The sequence below is a fragment of the Sanguibacter sp. Leaf3 genome, assembly GCF_001425965.1.
Lineage (GTDB): Bacteria > Actinomycetota > Actinomycetes > Actinomycetales > Cellulomonadaceae > Sanguibacter > Sanguibacter inulinus.
In genome coordinates this window covers 1,025,904-1,046,424 of record NZ_LMRH01000001.1, presented here as the reverse complement: position 1 = coordinate 1,046,424, position 20,521 = coordinate 1,025,904, and the positions used below count along the sequence as shown (strand labels likewise).

The window sequence follows — 20,521 nt, the reverse complement described above, 5'->3', positions numbered from 1 at the left end:
ATTGTCACTGACCCGATCAGGCAAGACCTGGACCCAGCCCCCGTCTCACGACGGTGTCGCCGGCGTCCAGGTCTTTTTTTGTCTGCACGGGCGTGCACCACCCCGGGCCTCCACCTACCGAGCACCCGAGGAGCACCCAGTGCCACGACGTCTGGTCACCATCGCCTCAGCCTCCGGTCTGCACGCCCGGCCGGCCTCGCTGTTCACCCGGGCAGCCGCTGCCACAGGGCACGAGATCACGATCGGGCGCCCCGACGAAGAACCTGTCGATGCGTCGAGCATCTTGCTCGTCATGTCGCTGGGCCTGTCCCGGGACGAAGACGTCGTCCTCGAGTCCCGCGCCCTCGAGGCCGAGACTGCTCTCGACGACCTCGCAGCCCTGCTCAGGACCGACCTCGACGCCGCCTGAGGCCGCCGACCGCGCGCAGCACCCGGTCCCACCGCTGACGGAGGTCACCGCCCCTCGGGGCGCTCGGGCACAGCCGTCCGGATCGCGCGAGGCGACGCTCGTGCGCACAGAACCCGAGGTCAGCGCCGCGACGACCACCTCCGGAAGAAGTAACCCTCGGTCTCTTCGATATCCACCTCTGGGTGGATACCCAGGTGACTCCCAGCGGTCTAGGGTCGTGCCGTCACCGTCCGGTGACCAAGTACATGCGTGATCTTTAAACTACTTTGCCGAGGAGCCTCTCGATGATGACCCGCCCCGCACACCGGCTCGCCGCTGGCCTCGCCGTCATCGGGCTCCTCGCCCTGACCGGCTGCTCAGACGACGCGGAAGGGGGCGGTTCCGAGTCGAGCAGCGCCGCCACGAGCCCTCTCACGGCGTACTTCGCCGACGTCGACCAGGAGTTCGACCAGGAGGAGAGCGACCGCCAGCAGGTCGAGATCGAGAACCTCGTCGCCGAGTGCATGGCTGACGCCGGTTTTGAGTACATCCCCCAGGACAACACTGGGAGCACCGTCGTCATGGACGAGACGGACATGGAGGAGCAGAACACCGAGGAGTGGATCTCCAAGAACGGCTACGGCATGTGGTCGTACAACGAGGAGCCGACCGACGAGGCCGACGAGGAGGTCGAGGAGTGGGTCGACCCCAACGCCGACTACGTCGCCTCGCTCTCGGAGTCCGCAGCCGCCGCCTACTACGAGACCCTCAACGGCCCGGACATCTGGTCCGACATGACCGAAGAGGAGATGGAGACCTACGAGTACGACTGGGAGCAGGCGGGCTGCTACGGCTGGGCCAGCAACGAGGTCTACCCCGACATGGCCGGAGCGGACTCCGAGTTCGAGCCTCTCTTCGACGCGATGAACGCCATGTACGAAGAGCAGATGTCCTCCCCCGACCTCAAGACCCTCCAGTCTGAGTGGTCCGCCTGCATGGCTGACGCCGGGTACCCCGACCTCGCGACTCCCGAAGACGCGATGAACTCGGTCAACGAGCAGCAGAACGCACTCTGGGAGAACCTCCCGCAGCCCGAGAACCCGGACGACCCTGACGCTGTCTGGCCTGAGCCCTCCGCCGAGGACCTCAAGGCCGTGAAGGAGAACGACATCGAGACGGCTCTTGCCGACTTCCGGTGCAAGGAGTCCGTGAAGTGGACCGAGCGTGAGCAGAAGGTCACCTTCGCTCTCGAAGAGCAGTTCATCAAGGACCACAAGGCCGAGCTCGACGCCTACAAGGCCTCGATGGTCGAAGACGCCGCCGCGTCCTGACGGACCGCTCTCGCTCCCACCACCTCTCTCGCCGCGCCCGTACGCGGCCTTTCTCACAGGAGAACGGTTCAGTCATGACAGCAGCGAAGCCTCTCTCGAGGTTCTTCAGCGGCAACCGCGTCATCTGGCTGCTCGCAGCCGTGGCCGTCGTGTTCCTCACCGCCGGGATCGTCATCGCACGGTTCATCGAGTCCCCGGCTGACGCCGCGGCGAAGGTAGCCCCGCCCGAGGCCGGGCTCATCACCGTGCCCGTCGAGAACCGCGTCATCGCCAACGACGTCAGCCTGCGCGCCGACGTGCTCTACGACGAGTCCGTCGCAGTCGCGATCGACACGACAGACATCTCGGGGCCCCCTGTCGTCACAGGCCAGGTCCCCGAGGTGGGCACCACGATCGACGCCGCCTCGGTAGTCCTCGAGGTGGCCGGTCGGCCTGTCATCGCGCTGCCCGGTGAGCTGCCGGCGTACCGCACGCTCCGCGTCGGGGTCTCCGGCCCTGACGTCCTCCAGCTCAAGCAGGCCCTCGCATCCCTCGGGATCAACCCGGGGAACGTCGAGTCCGACGTCTACGACGCGGCGACGGTCGCAGCCGTCGACCAGCTGTACGTGGCGGCGGGCTACCCGTCCCCAGCGGCGAGCGACGAAGACGCCGCGGCGCTGCAGTCCGCCCGCGACGGGCTGCGGTCCGCGAAGGACATGCTGTCTGAGGCGGAGACTGCTCTCACGACAGCGGCCGGTGGTGCACCTCAGTCGGTGCGGATGGAGGCACAGCGGGTCGTCAACGACGCGCAGCGTGCGCTCAACCAGGCCGTCGCGACCCGGGACACACCGCAGCCCGCTGCACTCGAGGGCGAAGCACCTGTCTCTCCGCAGAGCCTGCAGGACGCCGTCGACAGCGCACAGGAAGCCCTCGACATCGCCATCGCTGCACGCGACGAGGCGAACGCCGGCACAGGCACCTCGAGCGAGGTCACGGCGCGCGACAACGCCCGCGCCGCCGTCGAGCAGGCTCAGGCAGACCTCGACACGGCGCTCGAGAGCACCATGACAGCACTCCCGGCAGCCGAGGTCGTGTACTTCTCGAACCTGCCGCGCCGCGTGGACCAGGTGCAGACCAAGCGAGGCACCACACTCTCGGGGTCGACGCCGTTCATGAGCGTCTCTGGCGCCGACGTGGTCGTCGAGGGCTCGCTCGCGGCCTCCGACGCCGAGCTGCTCGAGGTCGGCATGACCGGCACGTTCCCCGTCCCTGACGGCGGTGGGACCATCACCGGCACGGTCTCGGAGATCGTCGCGGCCACCGAGTCGGAAGCGCCCGAGGGGGAGGACGGCGGTGAGGGTGAAGGCGGAGACAGCGCCACGTCGTCGCGCTTCACGGTGACCTTCGTGCCCGAAGGGCTCACCGAGGAGCAGATCGCCGTGCTGCTCGGCCAGAACATCAAGATCACCGTCCCTGTGAGCTCGACGGGTGAAGAGGTGCTGGCCGTCCCGGCAGCGGCGCTCACCGCTGGCTCGGGCGGCGAGTCGCGCATCGAGCGGGCCGCCTCCGACGGGACGACAGCGCTCGTGACGGTCGAGACGGGCCTGGCAGCCGACGGCTTCGTGCAGATCGTGTCGTCCGAGCAGCCGCTCTCGGCCTCCGACCAGGTCGTGGTCGGCAAGTGACCGCTGTCGACGAGCAGACCGTCGAGGTCGCGGTCCGGCAACCAGTCGTCGAGCTGGTCGACCTCACACGCACCTTCCCCGGGCCTGTGAACGCCCTGACCGACGTGAACCTCACGGTGCGGTCCGGTGACTACCTGTCGATCATCGGGCCGTCGGGGTCTGGCAAGTCGACCCTGCTGCACATCCTGGGTCTGCTCGACCGTCCGACCAGCGGTGAGTACAGGCTCGACGGTCTGCCCACAGGCACCGCGTCCGAGTCGGACCGTGCAGCGCTGCGCGGTGGGCGGATCGGTTTTGTGTTCCAGTCCTTCCACCTCCTGCCGCACCGCACGGTCCTCGACAACGTCCTGCTCGCGACGCTCTACTCGGGCGTCCCGCGCGGCGAGCGGGAGCAGCGGGCTCGCACAGCGCTCGAGCGCGTGGGCCTCGACCACCGTGTCGACTTCACGCCCTCGACCCTCTCGGGCGGTGAGCGCCAGCGCGTCGCGATCGCCCGCTCGGTGGTCGCCGACCCCAAGCTGTTGCTCGCGGACGAACCCACCGGGAACCTCGACACCAAGAACTCGGCAGGCATCATGGATCTCTTCGACGAGCTCCACGCCGACGGTCTGACCCTCGTGGTCATCACCCACGACCTCGCGGTCTCAGCCCGAGCTGAGCGCCGGGTCCGCATCTCCGACGGCCGTCTGCAGGAGCTCGCATGATCTTCCGACGTCCCCGACGAGAGGGAGCCGCGCCCCCTGCCACCGGACCTGCCTACAGTTCTGGAGGCGGCACGTCCGTCGTGACAGACGATGCTCCGGCACCCCCCGAGACCCAGGGACCCCAGTCCGACGACCACCAGCCCGACGGTCCGTCCGACCCGGAGAAGGACGGGCTCGCCGACCTCCTGGACGGCGCGGCCGCAGAGCCGACGTGGTCCGAACGCCTGCGTCGCACGGCTGGCCGCCTCGTGTTCTGGCGCTCCGGACGCACCCGCCTCGACCGCTCCGAGATCCACCTCGGTGCACGCCGGGACAGGTTCTCGCTGCGCGACCTCTTCGCCGAGGCTGCGCACGGGATCGGCGCCAAGCCGGGCCGTCTCGTGCTGACGATCTTGGGCACGGTGCTCGGCATCGGATCTGTCGTGGTCACCGTGGGCCTGGCCCAGACCGCCGCAGGCCAGATCAGTGCACAGTTCGACGCGGTCTCTGCCACGCAGGCTCTCGTGCAGCCTGGGACGACGGGATCGTCGTGGAGCGGGAACGCCCGCCCCAAGACGTCGCTGCCGTGGGACGCACCGGAACGGGTGCTGCGGCTCAACGGCGTCGAGGGGGCCGGCATGCTGGGGACAGTCGACATCAAGGACGCCGCTGTCACAGCCGTCCCCGTCAACGATCCTTCAGCCCCCAAGGTCGTGTCTCCGAGTGTCGTGGCCGCCTCAGGCGGGCTGCTCGACGCGGTCCGCGGAGAGGTCGTCACCGGCCGGTTCTTCGACGACGGTCACAGCGAGCGGGCCGACAGGGTCGTGGTTCTGGGTCAGCGGGCCGCCGACCAGCTCGGGCTGAGTCGCGTCGAGAGCCAGCCGTCGATCTTCATCGGCGACGACAGCTACACGGTCGTCGGGATCGTCGACGCGATGCAACGCCGCCCGGACCTGCTGGACTCCGTGATCTTGCCTCTCGGCACTGCGCGGGCAGACTTCGGCCTCACGTCAGCCGAGGAGATGCACCTGCGGATCGCGACGGGATCGGGCCCGCTGATCAGCCAGCAGGTGCCGATCGCGCTCGACCCGAACACTCCCGAGAACTTCGAGGTGAAGGCTCCTGCCCAGGCCTCGGAGCTGCGTCAGGCCGTCCAGGCCGACATCAACGCGATCTTCCTCGCGCTCGGCGGGGTCGCGCTGCTCGTCGGAGGACTCGGGATCGCCAACGTCACGCTGCTCTCCGTCATGGAGCGCCGGGGTGAGATCGGTCTGCGACGGGCGCTCGGGGCGTCGAAGAAGAACATCGCCGGGCAGTTCGTGGTCGAGTCTGTGGTCATCGGGATGCTCGGCGGGCTCATCGGCGCGGCGATCGGCGTGTTCGTCGTGGTGGGGGTGTCGATCCTCAAAGACTGGACGGCGATCCTCGACGTCCGGATGGCGCTCGGTGCCGCAGCGATGGGCGGGGTGATCGGCCTCGTCGCCGGTCTGTACCCCGCCATGAAGGCCTCGGCGATCGAACCGATCACCGCGCTGCGCGGAGGAATCTGAGCCGACAGGCCAGCACCGGCACACAGCGAGACGACGACGGGCCCGGCACCTCTTCGCGAGGTCCCGGGCCCGTGGTCGACTGTGTGCTGGGGCTGTCAGAGCGCGTAGTCCGCGAGGAGCGGGGCGTGGTCGCTCCAGCGCGCCTCGTAGGAGTCGGCACGGTCGACGTGGACGTTCGACGCGAGCTCGGCCAGGGCCGGCGAGACGAGCTGGTAGTCGATGCGCCACCCTGCGTCGTTGGCGAAGGACTGACCGCGGTTGGACCACCACGTGTACGGTCCTGGGCCCTCGCCGCCGTGGCGACGACCGAGGTCGACCCAGCCGGCCTCGAACCAGCGGTCGAGGTAGGCGCGCTCTTCGGGCAGGAAGCCTGCCGACTTGAGGTTGCCCTTCCAGTTCTTGATGTCGACGTTCTGGTGGGCGATGTTGACGTCCCCGCCGACGACCACGTGGGCGCCGCTCTCGAGGAGCTCGCGCATGCGCGCGTCGACCTTCTCGAGGTGCGCGAACTTCTGGTCCATCTTCGGCGTGCCGGCGGTGCCCGAGTGGATGTAGACGGAGACGACCGTCACGGTCTCCCCCGTCGGGAGCTCGATGTCGGCCTCGACCCAGCGACCGGTGTCGACGGGGACCTCCGGCTCGCCGTTGCCGAGCCCGACACGCACAGCCTTGAACGGGAGGGTCGTGGCGATGGCGACGCCCGCACGACCCTTGATGTCGCAGGCCTGGTGGACACTGTTCCAGCCTTCGCCGAGCAGACCCTCGAGGATCTCGTCGGTCGCGCGGACCTCTTGGAGCAGCAGGATCTCGGGGCTTCGCTGGGCGAGCCACTCCCCCATCCCGTTGCGGTACGCGGCACGGATGCCGTTGACGTTGGCTGTAGCGATGGTGACCATGCGCCTATCCAACCTCATCCCACCGACAGGGCGTGAACCGCCGAGGCCGTCCCCGCCGGGCCGGCGGCGGGCAGGACGCCCACCGCCGAGGCCGTGCGCACCGGGCCGGCGGCGGGCAGACGCCGGGGCCCGAGTCCCGGCCGCGAGCCGGTCGGCAGACCAGATGTCAGGCCGGGCGGTCCGCAGGCGGGTCCTCCGGAGCTCGGAGCGCGTCGACAGCAAGGACCGCGAGACGTCGGGCGGCCGTGTCACGTGCCGCGGGGGCGAGCGCGCTGAGCCCTCGGACTGCGAGCAGGACGAGGACGAGGTCGTCGATCTCGAAGTCCGAGCGCAGCCTCCCCTGCGCCTGGGCGCGCCGAGCCAGGCCCGTGAGCCGCCGGAGAATCTCACGCCTCTCTGCCGAGATCACCTGGTCCGGCGGGTCTGCCGAGAGGAAGGCGTCCATGAAGCCCCGGTTGTGGATGTTGGCCGTCACGAGACTCGTCACCACCGAGGTCAGCCCGCGCCACGCGTCGGGGTCTGCGCACCCGTCCTCGACGGTGTCCTTGCACGACCGGATCTCGACGGCGAAGGCCTCCGCGACGAGATCCTGCCTGCTCGGGAAGCGACGGTAGAGGGTCGCGGGCCCGACCTCAGCCTTGCGAGCGATCTCGCGCATCCCCACATCGAGGCCCGACTCGGCGAAGAGCTCACGCGCCGCGGCGAGGATGCGGTCGCGGTTGTCGCGTGCGTCGGACCGCAGCTTCTGAGTCACCTGCTGACCAACCTCTCTCACTTCGGCGATGTGGACGGGTGCGTCCGTTAGCGTCCCGAGAGTACAGCCCCAGGCCACCATCGAGGAGAGAACCAGTGCGCGCAGTGATGATCCAGCAGTTCGGAGACCCGAGCGGGATGGCGGTGGTCGAGCTGCCCCCGCCCGTCCCGCGGTCAGCTCATCTCGTGGTGAAGACGGAGGCGATCGGGGTCGGCGGGGTCGACGCCGTCGTCCGGAGAGGCACCCTCGGGCCGGCGTTCTCCGAGGGCATGATCCTCGGCAGCGAGGTCGCGGGCACGGTGTCCGCGGTCGGAGCCGGGGTCGACCCGGCGTGGGTCGGCCGCCGCGTGTGGGCCTTCACGGGGACGAGCGGCGGCTACGCGGAGCAGGCCGTCGCGCGGGTCGACGACGTCGTGGAGCTGCCCGACCGGCTGTCCTCGGTCGACGCGGTGACTGTCGGAGGAGCGGCCACGGTCGCCCAGCTCGCTCTGACCCACGCGCACCTGCGTGCGGGCGAGTCGCTCTTGGTCCGTGGGGCTTCCGGGAGCATCGGGATCGCGGCCGTCGAGCTCGGGGTCCGTGCCGGGGCGAGCATCGTGGCCGTCACGACGTCGTCCCAGGAGCGGGGTGACCGGCTGCGCGCGCTCGGCGCGACGCACGTGCTCGACCGGGACGGCCGGGCCGAGGACGGTGGCTCGGCCACCTTCGACGTCATCGTCGACATCGCGGGCGGCGCTGCGCTGCCCGACTTCGTCGACAGGCTCGCGCCGAACGGGCGCATGGTGCTGCTCGGCGTGGTGGCCGGCTTCCCGCCGGCGGACTTCGGCGCACGGCTCCTGTCCACGTTCCAGCAGTCGCGGTCGTTCGCGACCTTCAGCCTCGACTCGGTCCCGGCCTCCGTGCGCGACCCTGTCCGTGCCGCGCAGCTCGCCGCGGCGTCCCGTGGGGAGCTGCACGCCGTGGTGGACGAGGTCCTGCCGCTCGCGCAGGCGGCCGACGCTCACCGGCGGATGGACCTCGGCACTGTCTTCGGGCGGATCGTGCTGGTGCCCTGAGGGCCGACCTTCAGACGCAGGTCAGAGGCAGGTCGAGCGAGACGAGGCCACCGGACCGTGCACCGACGGCCTCGTCGCGCCCGAGGCTAGGAGCCTCGCGAGAGGCCGGGCTCGGCTCCTCGCGAGAGGCCGGGCTCGGCTCCTCGCGAGAGGCCGGGCTCGGCTCCTCACGGGAGGCCGTGCTCGGCTCCTCGCGAGGATCAGCGCGCCACGAGCTCGCGCTCTGCGGTGTCGACGACGTTGGCGAGGAGCATCGCGCGCGTCATCGGACCGACCCCGCCGGGGTTCGGCGAGATCCACGCGGCGACCTCGGCGACAGCCGGGTCGACGTCCCCGACGACCTTGCTCTTGCCGGTCTCCGGGTCCGTCGTCCTGCTGACGCCGACGTCGATGACGACCGCGCCGGCCTTGACGTCTTCAGCCTTGACGATCCCGGGCACCCCGGCGGCGGCGACGATCACGTCGGCGCTGCGCAGGTGCGAGGAGAGGTCGACGGTCCCGGTGTGCGTGAGCGTCACCGTGGCGTTGACCGCGCGCCGCGTGAGCAGCAGCCCGATCGAACGCCCCACGGTGGTCCCGCGACCGACGACGACCACGTGCTTGCCCGCCAGGGAGATCCCGTTGCGCTCGACGAGGTCGATGATGCCTGCGGGCGTGCAGGGCAGCGACGACTCGATCGGCTCGTTCGTGCGCAGCACCAGCCGCCCGAGGTTGGTCGGGTGCAGGCCGTCGGCGTCCTTGGCGGGGTCGACGAGCTCGAGCACCCGGTTGGTGTCGATGCCTTTCGGCAGCGGCAGCTGGACGATGTAGCCGGTGCAGCGCGGGTCGTCGTTGAGGCGACGCACGGCCGCCTCGATCTCCTCCTGCGTGGCCTCCTCAGGGAGGTCTTCGCGGATGGACTCGATGCCCACCTCGGCGCAGTCGCGGTGCTTGCCCGCGACGTACCACTGCGAGCCGGGGTCGCTGCCGACGAGCAGCGTGCCCAGCCCGGGTGTCACGCCCGCGGCGCGGAGCGTCGCGACGCGGGTGGTCAGCTCGTCCTTGATCTGACGGGACGCGGCCTTGCCGTCGAGGATCTGTGCGGTCATGGGTGTCTCCTCAAGATTCTGTGCTCAGGTGCGCCCGGTCGGGGCGGCTGGGCGCGGGTGCCAGGTGCGGCCGGCGGCTCGTGGCCAGTCGCCCGTGGAGCAGGGCAGCAGCCCGGCACGGACGGTGCCGGGCTGCTGCCCAGGGGACGGCTCAGTACTGCTGGAGCCCGGGGTACAGCGGGAAGTCGCCCGTGAGCTTGTCCACGCGCGCCTTGAGGGACTCGACGTCGGTCGCGGCGCCAGCCTTGAGCGCCTCCGCGATGATGTCGGCGACCTCGGTGAACTCTTCGTCGCCGAAGCCGCGGGCGGCGAGCGCCGGCGTGCCGATGCGCAGGCCCGAGGTGACGCGCGGGGGGCGCGGGTCGAAGGGCACGGCGTTGCGGTTCACGGTGATGCCCACGGCGTGCAGGAGGTCTTCGGCCTGCTGGCCGTCGAGGTCGGAGTGGCGCAGGTCGACGAGCACGAGGTGCACGTCGGTGCCTCCGGTGAGGACGGAGACGCCTGCCTCGGTGACGTCGGCCGCGGTGAGGCGGTCGGCGATGATCTTGGCGCCGCGCAGCACGCGGTGCTGACGCTCGGCGAACTCCTCGGAGGCGGCGATCTTGAAGGCGACGGCCTTGGCGGCCACCACGTGCATGAGCGGTCCACCCTGCTGACCTGGGAACACGGCCGAGTCGATCTTCTTGGCGTACTCCTCGCGGGACAGGATGAAGCCGGAGCGGGGTCCGCCGATCGTCTTGTGGACGGTCGACGAGACGACGTCGGCGTGCTCGACAGGGTTGGGGTGCAGACCGGCGGCGACGAGACCCGCGAAGTGCGCCATGTCGACCCAGAGCTTCGCGCCGACCTCGTCGGCGATCGACCTGAAGGCCGCGAAGTCGAGGTGGCGCGGGTAGGCGGACCAGCCGCCGATGATCACGTCGGGGCGCTCGGCGAGCGCGGTCTCGCGGACCTTGTCCATGTCGACGAGGTGGGTCTCGGGGTCGACGCCGTACGCGGCGACCTCGTAGAGGCGGCCGGAGAAGTTGATCTTCATGCCGTGCGTGAGGTGACCGCCGTGCGCGAGCTCGAGGCCGAGGATCTTGTCGCCCTTGTTGATGAGGGCGTGCAGGACAGCGGCGTTGGCCGTCGCACCCGAGTGCGGCTGGACGTTCGCGTGCTCGGCGCCGTAGAGGGCCTTGACCCGCTGGATGGCGAGGGTCTCGGCGATGTCGACCTGCTCGCAGCCGCCGTAGTAGCGCTTGCCGGGGTAGCCCTCGGCGTACTTGTTGGTGAGCACGGAGCCCTGGGCCTCGAGCACGGCCCGCGGGACGAAGTTCTCGGAGGCGATCATCTCGAGGGTGTCGCGCTGACGCGCGAGCTCGCCGTCGAGGACTGCCGCGATCTCGGGGTCGACCTGGGCGATGCCCTGGTTCATGACGGTGTTCTCGTTCAGAGCGGTCATGTTCTCTCCTTGCAGCGGGGGTCGGTCGGCCTGCCCCGTGCGGGACCGGCTGGCGTACCTGCTGCGTGAGCACGGCCCGGGACTCGTCGTCCGGGCACGCGCACACGCACCGTGTACGGGTGACCGGGGCCCAGGCGGACGACCCGAAGTCGAGTGGTGCACGTCGCTCCCCGGTGGTGGTCCACCATCCTGTGCTGGTCCCCCGGGGCCTCTCGGACACCTCGGGCGACGTGGGCACAGACGCCAGTCACGACGTGGAGATCGTAGCCCACGGTCGCCGGACGACGCCAGGGTCGTCCACACCCACGACGACGTCCCGGGCACGCCCGGGACGACAGCTCGCTGAGGGTCAAGCGCGAGCGTTCGACACCCTTGGGTTCACGTCCCAAAATCACCCACAGCCCATTTTCACGGCCTAGACGCGAAAGAAGGGCACTTAGTCCCAGTATGGCGTGACCAAACTGTGATCACAGCGAACCCGTTCCGCAATCATTTCCACCTTGACTTCGGGACTCGAAGTCATAGAGTGGTCCCATCGCTCAGACAGAGATGTCCGGGCCTCCAGAACGACAACGGCCCCGACGACGGGGCCGACCACCTCTCAAGGACGACGAGGAGCACTCACCATGCGTGGAATCAAGTTTGCGGCGATGGGCGCGGTCCTGGCCTTCGGCCTCGCCGCGTGCAGCGGCGACGGAGCGGGCAGCAGCTCGGGCGAGTCGGGCGCGGCAGAAGAGGGCACCGGCGTCATCGGTGTCGCGATGCCGACCCAGACGTCTGAGCGCTGGATCGCTGACGGCGACGCCGTGAAGTCCGGGCTCGAGGCAGCCGGCTACGAGGTCGACCTGCAGTTCGGCAACGACGACATCCCCACCCAGCAGCAGCAGATCGACCAGATGATCAACAAGGACGTCGACCTCCTCATCATCGCCTCGATCGACGGCACGGCGCTCGCGACGCAGCTCCAGGCCGCGGCCGACGCCGACATCCCCGTCATCGCGTACGACCGCCTCATCCGCGACAGCGAGAACGTCGACTTCTACGTGACCTTCGACAACGAGAACGTCGGCGTCCAGCAGGCCACCTCGCTGCTCGTCGGTCTCGGCCTCCTCAACGAGGACGGCTCCAAGGGCGACGCGACAGGACCGTTCAACATCGAGCTGTTCGCCGGGTCGCTCGACGACAACAACGCCACGTTCTTCTTCAACGGCGCGATGAAGACCCTCCAGCCGTACATCGACGAGGGCTCGATCGTCGTCAAGTCCGGCCAGACGAGCATCGAGCAGGTCGCGACGCTCCGCTGGCTCCAGGAGACCGCGCAGAAGCGCATGGAGGACCTCCTGACCTCGACGTACGGCGGCGGCTCTGAGCAGCTCGACGGCGTCCTGTCCCCGTACGACGGCATCTCCCGCGGCATCATCACCGCGCTGCAGAACGCCGGCTACGGCACCACCATCGCCGACGGTCTCCCCGTCGTCACCGGCCAGGACGCGGAGATCGCGTCGGTCAAGCTCATCGCCGACGGGACGCAGTTCGCGACGATCTTCAAGGACACCCGCAAGCTCGCCGACCAGGCCGTCACCGCGGCCGACTCGTTCCTCAAGGGCGAAGAGCCCGAGGCGAACGACACCGAGTCCTACGACAACGGTGTGAAGGTCGTCCCGTCCTACCTCCTCGAGTCGGACATCGTCTACACGGACAACATCACCGAGCTTCTCGTCGACTCCGGCTACTGGACCGCCGAGCAGGTCAAGTCCGGTCAGGCCTGACACACCTCTCACCGCTCGGTCGGCGCGGCGCTGCGTCGCGCCGACCGAGCACCCCCCATCCACGCTCCACCACGGAAGGACGGCTGAGGACGGATGTCTAGCCCGATTCTGGAGATGCGCTCCATCACCAAGACCTTTCCCGGGGTCAAGGCCCTGCAAGACGTCACCCTCGAGGTCGCCAGCGGCGAGATCCACGCCATCTGCGGCGAGAACGGTGCCGGCAAGTCCACCCTCATGAAGGTGCTCTCCGGGGTCTACCCGCACGGCAGCTACACGGGCGAGATCCTCTTCGACGGTGAGGAGGTGCGCTTCGGATCGATCAACGACTCCGAGGACAAGGGCATCGTCATCATCCACCAGGAGCTCGCCCTGGTCCCCTACCTCTCGATCGCCGAGAACATCTTCCTCGGCAACGAGCGCAGGCGCGGCGGGCTCATCGACTGGAACCAGACCAACGCGGACGCCGCCGAGCTCATGGCGCAGGTCGGCCTGGACGAGCTCCCGGTCACCCCTGTCGGCGCCCTCGGCGTCGGCAAGCAGCAACTGGTCGAGATCGCCAAGGCACTGTCCAAGAAGGTCCGTCTGCTGATCCTCGACGAGCCGACCGCAGCCCTCAACGACTCCGACTCCGAGCACCTGCTCGGTCTGCTGCGCGACCTCAAGGCCCGCGGCATCACGTCGATCATGATCTCGCACAAGCTCAACGAGATCGCGAGCATTGCGGACTCCACGACGATCATCCGCGACGGCCAGACCATCGAGAAGCTCGACATGCGCTCGGGTGAGGTCACCCAGGACCGCATCATCCGCGGGATGGTCGGCCGTGACCTCGAGCACCGCTACCCCGAGCACGAGGCCACCCTCGGTGCCGAGGTGCTGCGGGTCGAGGACTGGACCGTGTACCACCCGACAGAGCCGGGCCGTGTCGTGGTCGACAAGGCCAACCTCACAGTCCGCGCCGGGGAGATCGTCGGCATCGCCGGCCTCATGGGCGCAGGGCGCACCGAGCTCGCGATGAGCATCTTCGGGCGCTCCTACGGCAGCAAGGCGACGGGCAAGGTCTTCCTGCACGGCAAGGAGATCAGCACCAAGACCGTCAGCGAGGCGATCTCGCACGGTCTCGCCTACGCGACCGAGGACCGCAAGAAGTACGGCCTCAACCTCATCGAGGACGTCCGCAGCAACATCTCCGCGGCGAGCCTGGGCAAGCTGTCCAAGGGCGGCTGGGTCAACGGCAACGAAGAGATCCAGGTCGCCGAGGGCTACCGCAAGAGCATGAACATCAAGACCTCGACGGTCATGGCCCTCACCGGGAAGCTCTCGGGAGGTAACCAGCAGAAGGTCGTCCTCAGCAAGTGGATCTACACAGACCCTGAGGTCCTCATCCTCGACGAGCCCACCCGTGGCATCGACGTCGGCGCGAAGTACGAGATCTACACGATCATCAACGCGCTGGCCGACGCCGGGAAGGCCGTCATCCTCATCTCGTCCGAGCTGCCCGAGGTCCTCGGGATCTGCGACCGGATCTACACCCTCGCGTTCGGACGGATCACCGGTCAGGTCGACCGTGCCGGCGCCACCCAAGAAAGCCTCATGGAGCTCATGACACAGGAGAAGGAGCCGGTTCGATGACCGCCGTCGCAGGACTCAAGGAGATCTTCACCAAGAATCTCCGCACGAGCGGGATCTACATCGCGTTCGTCGCCATCATCGGTCTCTTCACGGTGCTCACGGACGGGATGCTGCTCAGCCCGGGCAACCTCACGAACATCGTCCTGCAGTACTCGTACATCCTGATCCTCGCGATCGGCATGGTCATCGTCATCATCGGCGGGCACATCGACCTGTCGGTCGGCTCGGTGGTCGCGCTGACCGGTGCGACCTCGGCGATCATCGTCATCAAGCACGGGCAGCCCTGGTGGGTCGGCATCCTCGCCGCCCTCGCGGTCGGCCTCGTGGTCGGTGCGTGGCAGGGCTTCTGGGTCGCGTACATCGGGATCCCGGCGTTCATCGTCACCCTGGCCGGCATGCTCCTGTTCCGCGGGATGACGCTCCAGGTCCTCGACAACATCTCGCTCTCGCCGTTCCCGGCCGAGTACCAGAAGGTCGCCGGCGGGTTCCTCAACGGGTTCCTCGGCGGCAACGGCTTCGACGTGTTCACGCTCGTCATCGCAGCCATCGCCCTCGTCGGCTTCGCCGTCAGCCAGTTCCGCACCCGCCAGGGACGCATCCACTACAAGCAGGCCGTCGAGGCCATGCCGCTGTTCGTCCTGCGCCTGGTGCTCGTCTCGGCTGTGGTGATGGCCTTCGCCTACCAGCTCTCGAAGAGCCGTGGTCTGCCGATCGTGCTCATCATCCTCGGCGTGCTCATCATGATCTACACGATCGTCACGACGAAGACGGTCTTCGGCCGCCACGTCTACGCGATCGGTGGCAACCTCTCGGCCGCCCAGCTCTCGGGTGTCAAGGTCAAGCAGGTCAACTTCTGGATCTTCGTCAACATGGGCTTCCTGTCGGCCGTCGCCGGAGTCGTCTACTCCTCGCGGTCCAACGGTGCCCAGCCCTCCGCCGGCAACATGTTCGAGCTCGACGCGATCGCCGCGGCCTTCATCGGTGGTGCGTCGACGACAGGTGGTGTCGGGCGTGTGACCGGTGCCATGGTCGGTGCGCTCATCATGGCCGTGATGACCAACGGCATGTCCATCATGGGGATCGACCAGTCGGTCCAGCAGATGGTCAAGGGCCTCGTGCTCCTGCTCGCCGTCGCCTTCGACATCTTCAACAAGCGACGCGCCGGCGCTGGCCGCTGAGCATCGCCTGAGCGCTGGCCTGGTGCGGACCGACTCTCGGTCCGCACCAGGCCAGCGTCGTCCGTGGACCCCGTCCTCCAGGGGGCGGAACACCCCCGAGAGCACACGACGACGAAGGTAGGCTGAGCCCGTGAGAGGTCGAGTGGCGATCAGCGGCTCCCAGTCTTCGCTCCGCGAAGCCAACCGGGCCCTCATCGTCGACACCATCAAGCGCTACGGCGGCCTCACCCAGGTCGAGCTCGTCGCGGCGACGGGCCTCTCCCCCGCGACCATCTCGACCATCGTCAAAGAGCTGCTCGGCGGCGGGATCGTCGACACGCAGAACACCACGCGCAGCGGCCGGCGCGCGCAGATGGTCACCCTCGCCCGCCGCGTCGGGCTCGTCGCCGGCGTGCAGTTCGGCCACCGCCACCTCAAGGTGGCCCTCGGCGACTTCGGGCGTACCGTCGTCGCCGAGCAGCAGATGCCGTTGCCTGTCGACCACCGCTCGGACACCGGCCTCGACAGGGCGGCGCTGCTCGTCGTCGAGCTGCTCGAGAGCGTCGGGGCCCCGATCGAGGAGCTCCTCACCATCGGCCTCGCGGTCCCGGCCCCCGTCGACGTGTCGACGGGCGAGATCTCCGTGCACGGGATCATGCGCGGCTGGGACGGCCAACAGCTCGGGCAGGTGATGTCCGAACGCCTCGCCCGCCCTGTCGTCGTCGACAACGACGCGAACGTCGCGGCCCTCGCCGAGCACGAGCTCGGCGCAGCACGCGGCTTCCAGGACGTCGTCTACGTCAGGGCCTCGTACTCGACGGGTGCGGGGATCATCCTCAACGGGCACCTGCACAGGGGTTTTGCCGGGACCGCCGGGGAGATCGGCCACGTGCAGGTCGACCCGAGCGGGAGCATCTGCCGCTGCGGCAACCGTGGGTGCCTCGACACCGTCGTCTCGTCGACGGCGCTGCTCGACCTGCTCCGCGGCTCGCACGGCGACCTCACGCTCCGCGACCTCGTGGCCAAGGGGATCGCCGGGGACCTCGGCTGCCGCCGGGTCCTCGCCGACGCGGGTGACCGCATCGGCTCCGTGGTCGCGATGCTCGCCGGGACCCTCAACCCTCAGCTCGTCGTGGTCGGCGGAGAGCTGGCCGCCGCCGGCGAGCTGGTGGTCGGACCGCTCCGGCAGGCCGTGCTGCGGCACATCGCCCCGAACACCGTCGCACCGCTCCAGGTGGTGGCCGGCGAGCTCGGCGAAGAGGCTGAGGTGACAGGCGCGCTGCTCCTCGCGCTCCGGTCGACCGAGGTCGCGACAGACTACGAGACGATCAGCACGACGCCCGAAGGCTCCGACGGCACCGCCGCCGCGGAGGACCTCAGCCTGACCCGACGCACCGAAGGGGACCTGACGTGACGACAGCCCGCCCGACCCCCGCGCTCTCGCTCCGAGGGATCGACAAGTCCTTCGGCGCCGTCAAGGCGCTCTCCAGCATCGACCTCGACATCCACAGCGGCGAGGTCGTCGCGCTCGTCGGCGACAACGCCGCCGGCAAGTCGACCATCGCGAAGGTGATCGCCGGGGTGATCACGCCCGACGCCGGGATCATCGAGTCCGACGGCGTGCCCGTGACCATCCCGACGCCGACGAGCGCCCACGCCCTCGGGATCACCACGGTGTTCCAGGAGCTCGCCCTCGCCGAGAACCTCGACATCGTCTCGAACCTGTACCTCGGGCGCGAGCTGCACAAGGGCAACCTGCTGCTCGAGTCCGAGATGGAAGACGTCGCACGCCAGATCTTGCGGGACCTGAGGATCCGGGTGCCGTCCGTCCGCACTCTCGTGGCAGACCTCTCTGGCGGGCAGCGGCAGGCCGTCGCGATCGCCCGGACGCTGCTCGGCAAGCCGCGGATCGTCATCCTCGACGAGCCGACGGCCTCGCTGTCCGTGTCGAGCACAGCAGAGGTGCTCACGCTCATCGAGCGGCTGCGCGACCTCGGGCACGGCGTGGTGCTCATCAGCCACAACATGGGTGACGTCCGGGCCGTGGCAGACCGCATCGAGGTGCTGCGGCACGGCCGCAACAACGGCAGCTTCGCGGCACGGACCGTGAGCTACGAAGACATCATCGCGGCGATCACCGGGGCTGTGGACTTCTCGACCCGGCGGTGAGGCCGGTCGGGCACCGAGCACGACGCAGCCCGCGTGCCGGACCTGCCTCGGTCTGGCACGCGGGCTGCGTGCTCTGCTCTGCGCTGCTCTGCGCTGTGACGCTGGTCGTGCGTCGTTCTCAGGCGTTCTGGACCGGCTCCGCGTCGGAGTGCACGTCGGTGTCGTCCATCTCGCCGAGGATGCGGCGCAGGTACGCGTAGGTGAGGTCGCCGGCGACCTGGTCGTGCTGGTGCTCGTAGCCGGCCTTCTGGTACATCGCGAGGTTCTGCTTGGAGTCCTTGCCCGTGAAGACCCAGATCTCGGTGGTCTCCTCCGGCAGGTGCGGCAGGACCGCGAACATCATCTGCGTACCGATGCCCTTGCCCTGGAGGTCGGGGGCGACGGCGAGACGGCCGAGGGTCGCCTTGTCGTCCTCGATCTCGACACGGACCGAGCCGACGAGGCGGTGCCCGGACCAGGCACCGAGCGTGACGACGCCCTCGGCGACGAGGTCGGCGCGCAGCTCGGAGAGGGTCTGGGTCAGCGGCGGGATGTTCGGGTCGCCGTAGACCTGGGCCTCGGTGACGAAGGCAGCACGGCGCAGGGTGAGCAGCTCGCCCGCGTGCTCGTCGGTCACCAGTGAGATCGTGATGTCTAGGTCGCTCATGTGTCCATCGTCTCAGACTTCCGGGCACCTGACCGGCCCATCCACCAGGTGTTCACCTCGGAGGTGCTGCTCCTGCGCGGGCTGCCTCAGCTGCTCGCTCGGTCTTGCCGGGCGCGCGCCGAGGCGAGGCTCGACCGCAGGTGGTCGCGCGTCAACCTGTCGGCCTCCTCGACGTCGCCGGCGCGGATCGCGTCGAGCAGCGCCGCGTGCTCGGAGACCATCACGCCGAGGTCGTCGTGCTGGCCGAGCATCCAGCGCATGCGGCTCGCCGTGAGCGCGGAGATCTCGTCGAGCACGGCGTTGCCGGCCATCGCCGACACGGCCTCGTGGAAGTCGGCGGCCGCACGCCGCGCTGTCGTCGCGTCACCGTCGCGCGCTCCCCCAGCCTCGCGGTCGAGCGCAGCGGCGGCCGCGTCGAGCTGCTCGGCGGTGCGCCGCTCGGCCGCGAGCCGGACGGTGAGCACCTCGATCGCGGAGCGCACCTCGACGAGGTCGAGCAGGTCACGGTCGGTGAAGGTCCGCACCACGGCCCAGCTCCGCGGGCGCGGCGTGACCAGGCCTTCGGAGGCGAGGGTCTGGAGGGCCTCGCGCACGGGGACGCGGCTCACGTCGAGGGATGCGGCGAGCTCACGCTCGACCAGCCGGCTGCCCGGGGTACGGACGCCGTCGACGATCTGGTCGCGCAGCAGGCGGGTGACGCGCTCAGTCTCTGAGAGGGCCGGGCGGGTGACCCGCTCGGTCTCCGAGGGAGCGGGGCGGGTCAGGTCGGGCTCGGCGGGGGCGCTGCTCACGGAGCCATCCTCCCAGGTGCAGGTGGGACGCAGGGTTGCGCCCACGGCTCCTCGGACCCGGGATGCCGCGCACCACAAATGGTATACCGTTTACTCTCGGGTCTGTGTGGGCCCCGCACCGAGAGGATCGACATGACCGGAACCCAGAGCACCACCGTCTCCGTCCTGCGCGACGTCCGCCCCTGGGGCGGCCCGTCGGTCGACCTCACGATCTCGGACGGCATCATCACAGCGATCGACGCACACGTCGCCAGCCCGAGCGCTCCGGTCCAGCAGCCGACCGCGAGCGCAGCAGCTGCCTCGAGCGCGGGGACCGGCGCTGGGGTTGGCACCGCCGGCACTGCTGGCACTGCTGGCACCGCCGGCACTGCTGGCACCGTCGTCGACGGCCGCGGACTCCTCGCCCTCCCTGGCTTCGTCAACGCGCACGCGCACGTCGACAAGAGCTGGTGGGGCAAGCCGTGGGTCAGCTACGGCGGCGAGGCGACGACGCAGGGCCGCATCGCCCACGAGCGCGCGCACCGCGACGAGCTGGGCATCCCTGGGACCAACGTGACGCTGCGGGTCCTGCGCGAGCTGCTGCGGCACGGCACCACCGCGATCCGCACGCACGTCGACGTCGACCTCGGTCTGGGCACGCGGGGGATCGACGTCGTCCGCGAGGCCCTCGCCGAGCTGGGCGGCGCGATCACCGCGGAGATCGTCGCCTTCCCGCAGGACGGCGTGCTGCGCCGACCCGGCGTGATCGACCTGCTCGACCAGGCCGCGGCGGCTGGAGCCGAGCACATCGGCGGGCTCGACCCGGCGTCGATCGACCGTGACCCCGTCGGGCAGCTCGACGCGCTCTTCGACGTCGCGGACCGTCACGGCGTGGGCATCGACCTGCACCTGCACGACGGCGGCGCGCTCGGGGCCTTCCAGATCGAGCTGATCGTCGAGCGCACGCTGCGGACGGGTCTGCAGGGCAAGGTCAACGTCGCGCACGGTTTCGCGGTCGGCGAGCTGCCTGCCACCCAGCAGCGCGATCTGGTCGCGGCGATGGGCGAGGCGGGCGTGAGCATGACGACCGTCGCGCCGATCGGGGCGGCCCCTCTGCCTGTCGCCCTCCTCGAAGAGCACGGTGTCGCTGTCGGCCTCGGGACCGACGGCATCCGTGACCTGTGGAGCCCCTACGGCACGGGCGACCTGCTCGCCCTCACCACGCGCCTCGCCCAGCAGACCCGGCTGCGCTACGACGAGGAGCTCGTGCACGCTGCGCGGATCGCCACGAGCGCGGCGGCGTCCTTCGTCGGGCGCGAGACGCACGACCTCGTCGTGGGTGCGCGGGCTGACGTCGTGCTGGTCGACGCTGAGAACGTCCCCGACGCCGTCGTGCGCGCCCCGCGCCGCGAGCTCGTGGTCGCCGGCGGCCGGGTCGTCGTCCGCGACGGCGAGGTGCTGATCTGACCTTCCCGCCCACGGCTCTCCCGCGGGGAACCGGCACTCGGACAGGCGTCCGGGCTGC

At 69.6% G+C, this 20,521-nt stretch carries 18 protein-coding genes and 1 riboswitch; of the genes, 12 read left to right on the top strand and 6 right to left on the bottom strand.

The window, feature by feature from the left end:
- The first annotated feature begins 139 nt into the window (after positions 1-139).
- The 5 genes from ASG53_RS04490 (at position 140) to ASG53_RS04470 (ending at position 5,616) form a co-directional block, all read left to right on the top strand.
- Positions 140-409: an HPr family phosphocarrier protein gene (locus ASG53_RS04490; protein WP_056128997.1), complete on the top strand. Its 270-nt coding sequence runs from the start codon at positions 140-142 to the stop codon at positions 407-409.
- Between the two features lie 284 nt (positions 410-693).
- Positions 694-1,719 (top strand): hypothetical protein, encoded by a 1,026-nt coding sequence (locus tag ASG53_RS04485; protein ID WP_056128994.1) that lies wholly within the window; start codon positions 694-696, stop codon positions 1,717-1,719.
- Positions 1,720-1,793: 74 nt separating this feature from the next.
- Entirely contained in the window at positions 1,794-3,383 is a 1,590-nt protein-coding gene (locus tag ASG53_RS04480) for a hypothetical protein (protein WP_056128992.1), read from the top strand.
- Positions 3,380-4,087 (top strand): ABC transporter ATP-binding protein, encoded by a 708-nt coding sequence (locus tag ASG53_RS04475; RefSeq protein ID WP_056128989.1) that lies wholly within the window; start codon positions 3,380-3,382, stop codon positions 4,085-4,087. Before ASG53_RS04480 ends, ASG53_RS04475 begins: the two co-directional genes overlap by 4 nt.
- Before the next feature lie 80 nt (positions 4,088-4,167).
- Positions 4,168-5,616, top strand: coding sequence for an ABC transporter permease (locus ASG53_RS04470; protein ID WP_442983366.1), 1,449 nt, complete (start codon positions 4,168-4,170; stop codon positions 5,614-5,616).
- A gap of 95 nt (positions 5,617-5,711) precedes the next feature.
- Here ASG53_RS04470 and ASG53_RS04465 read toward each other — a convergent pair whose 3' ends face one another.
- Together ASG53_RS04465 and ASG53_RS04460 are read right to left on the bottom strand one after the other, a co-directional pair.
- Positions 5,712-6,512 (bottom strand): exodeoxyribonuclease III, encoded by an 801-nt coding sequence (locus ASG53_RS04465; protein WP_056128986.1) that lies wholly within the window; start codon positions 6,510-6,512, stop codon positions 5,712-5,714.
- 166 nt (positions 6,513-6,678) lie between these two features.
- Positions 6,679-7,266, bottom strand: coding sequence for a TetR/AcrR family transcriptional regulator (locus tag ASG53_RS04460; protein WP_056128984.1), 588 nt, complete (start codon positions 7,264-7,266; stop codon positions 6,679-6,681).
- A gap of 95 nt (positions 7,267-7,361) precedes the next feature.
- Between ASG53_RS04460 and ASG53_RS04455 the strand changes: the two genes are divergently transcribed.
- Positions 7,362-8,321 carry a zinc-dependent alcohol dehydrogenase family protein gene (locus ASG53_RS04455; RefSeq protein WP_056128980.1) on the top strand — a complete coding sequence of 320 codons (960 nt, stop codon included), beginning with the start codon at positions 7,362-7,364 and terminating at the stop codon, positions 8,319-8,321.
- 200 nt (positions 8,322-8,521) lie between these two features.
- On the opposite strand, the gene ASG53_RS04450 is transcribed toward ASG53_RS04455, so the two are convergent.
- Positions 8,522-9,409 carry a bifunctional methylenetetrahydrofolate dehydrogenase/methenyltetrahydrofolate cyclohydrolase gene (locus tag ASG53_RS04450; protein WP_056128976.1) on the bottom strand — a complete coding sequence of 296 codons (888 nt, stop codon included), beginning with the start codon at positions 9,407-9,409 and terminating at the stop codon, positions 8,522-8,524.
- Between the two features lie 151 nt (positions 9,410-9,560).
- Positions 9,561-10,853, bottom strand: a complete 1,293-nt coding sequence (glyA, locus tag ASG53_RS04445) for a serine hydroxymethyltransferase (protein ID WP_056128973.1) — start codon at positions 10,851-10,853, stop codon at positions 9,561-9,563.
- A gap of 121 nt (positions 10,854-10,974) precedes the next feature.
- A riboswitch (ZMP/ZTP riboswitch) is annotated at positions 10,975-11,114 on the bottom strand.
- 365 nt (positions 11,115-11,479) lie between these two features.
- On the opposite strand from glyA, the gene chvE reads away from it, so the two are divergent.
- The 5 genes from chvE (at position 11,480) to ASG53_RS04420 (ending at position 17,580) form a co-directional block, all read left to right on the top strand.
- On the top strand, positions 11,480-12,622 hold the full coding sequence (chvE, locus tag ASG53_RS04440; RefSeq protein ID WP_056128970.1) for a multiple monosaccharide ABC transporter substrate-binding protein: 1,143 nt from the start codon (positions 11,480-11,482) through the stop codon (positions 12,620-12,622).
- A gap of 93 nt (positions 12,623-12,715) precedes the next feature.
- The gene (gene mmsA, locus ASG53_RS04435; protein ID WP_056128966.1) at positions 12,716-14,254 is read left to right on the top strand and encodes a multiple monosaccharide ABC transporter ATP-binding protein; all 1,539 of its coding nucleotides are present in this window, start codon (positions 12,716-12,718) and stop codon (positions 14,252-14,254) included.
- On the top strand, positions 14,251-15,432 hold the full coding sequence (mmsB, locus tag ASG53_RS04430; protein ID WP_056128963.1) for a multiple monosaccharide ABC transporter permease: 1,182 nt from the start codon (positions 14,251-14,253) through the stop codon (positions 15,430-15,432). Before mmsA ends, mmsB begins: the two co-directional genes overlap by 4 nt.
- 130 nt (positions 15,433-15,562) lie before the next feature.
- The gene (locus ASG53_RS04425; RefSeq protein WP_235533825.1) at positions 15,563-16,825 is read left to right on the top strand and encodes an ROK family transcriptional regulator; all 1,263 of its coding nucleotides are present in this window, start codon (positions 15,563-15,565) and stop codon (positions 16,823-16,825) included.
- The gene (locus tag ASG53_RS04420; RefSeq protein WP_056128953.1) at positions 16,822-17,580 is read left to right on the top strand and encodes an ATP-binding cassette domain-containing protein; all 759 of its coding nucleotides are present in this window, start codon (positions 16,822-16,824) and stop codon (positions 17,578-17,580) included. The genes ASG53_RS04425 and ASG53_RS04420 overlap by 4 nt, the downstream gene beginning before the upstream one ends.
- A 118-nt stretch (positions 17,581-17,698) precedes the next feature.
- Here the strand turns inward: ASG53_RS04420 and ASG53_RS04415 are convergent, their stop codons facing one another.
- Positions 17,699-18,226 carry a GNAT family N-acetyltransferase gene (locus tag ASG53_RS04415; RefSeq protein WP_056128952.1) on the bottom strand — a complete coding sequence of 176 codons (528 nt, stop codon included), beginning with the start codon at positions 18,224-18,226 and terminating at the stop codon, positions 17,699-17,701.
- Between the two features lie 86 nt (positions 18,227-18,312).
- Positions 18,313-19,017 (bottom strand): GntR family transcriptional regulator, encoded by a 705-nt coding sequence (locus tag ASG53_RS04410; protein ID WP_235533824.1) that lies wholly within the window; start codon positions 19,015-19,017, stop codon positions 18,313-18,315.
- Between the two features lie 132 nt (positions 19,018-19,149).
- Between ASG53_RS04410 and ASG53_RS04405 the strand changes: the two genes are divergently transcribed.
- Positions 19,150-20,463: an amidohydrolase gene (locus ASG53_RS04405; RefSeq protein ID WP_056128950.1), complete on the top strand. Its 1,314-nt coding sequence runs from the start codon at positions 19,150-19,152 to the stop codon at positions 20,461-20,463.
- Positions 20,464-20,521 lie beyond the last annotated feature (58 nt).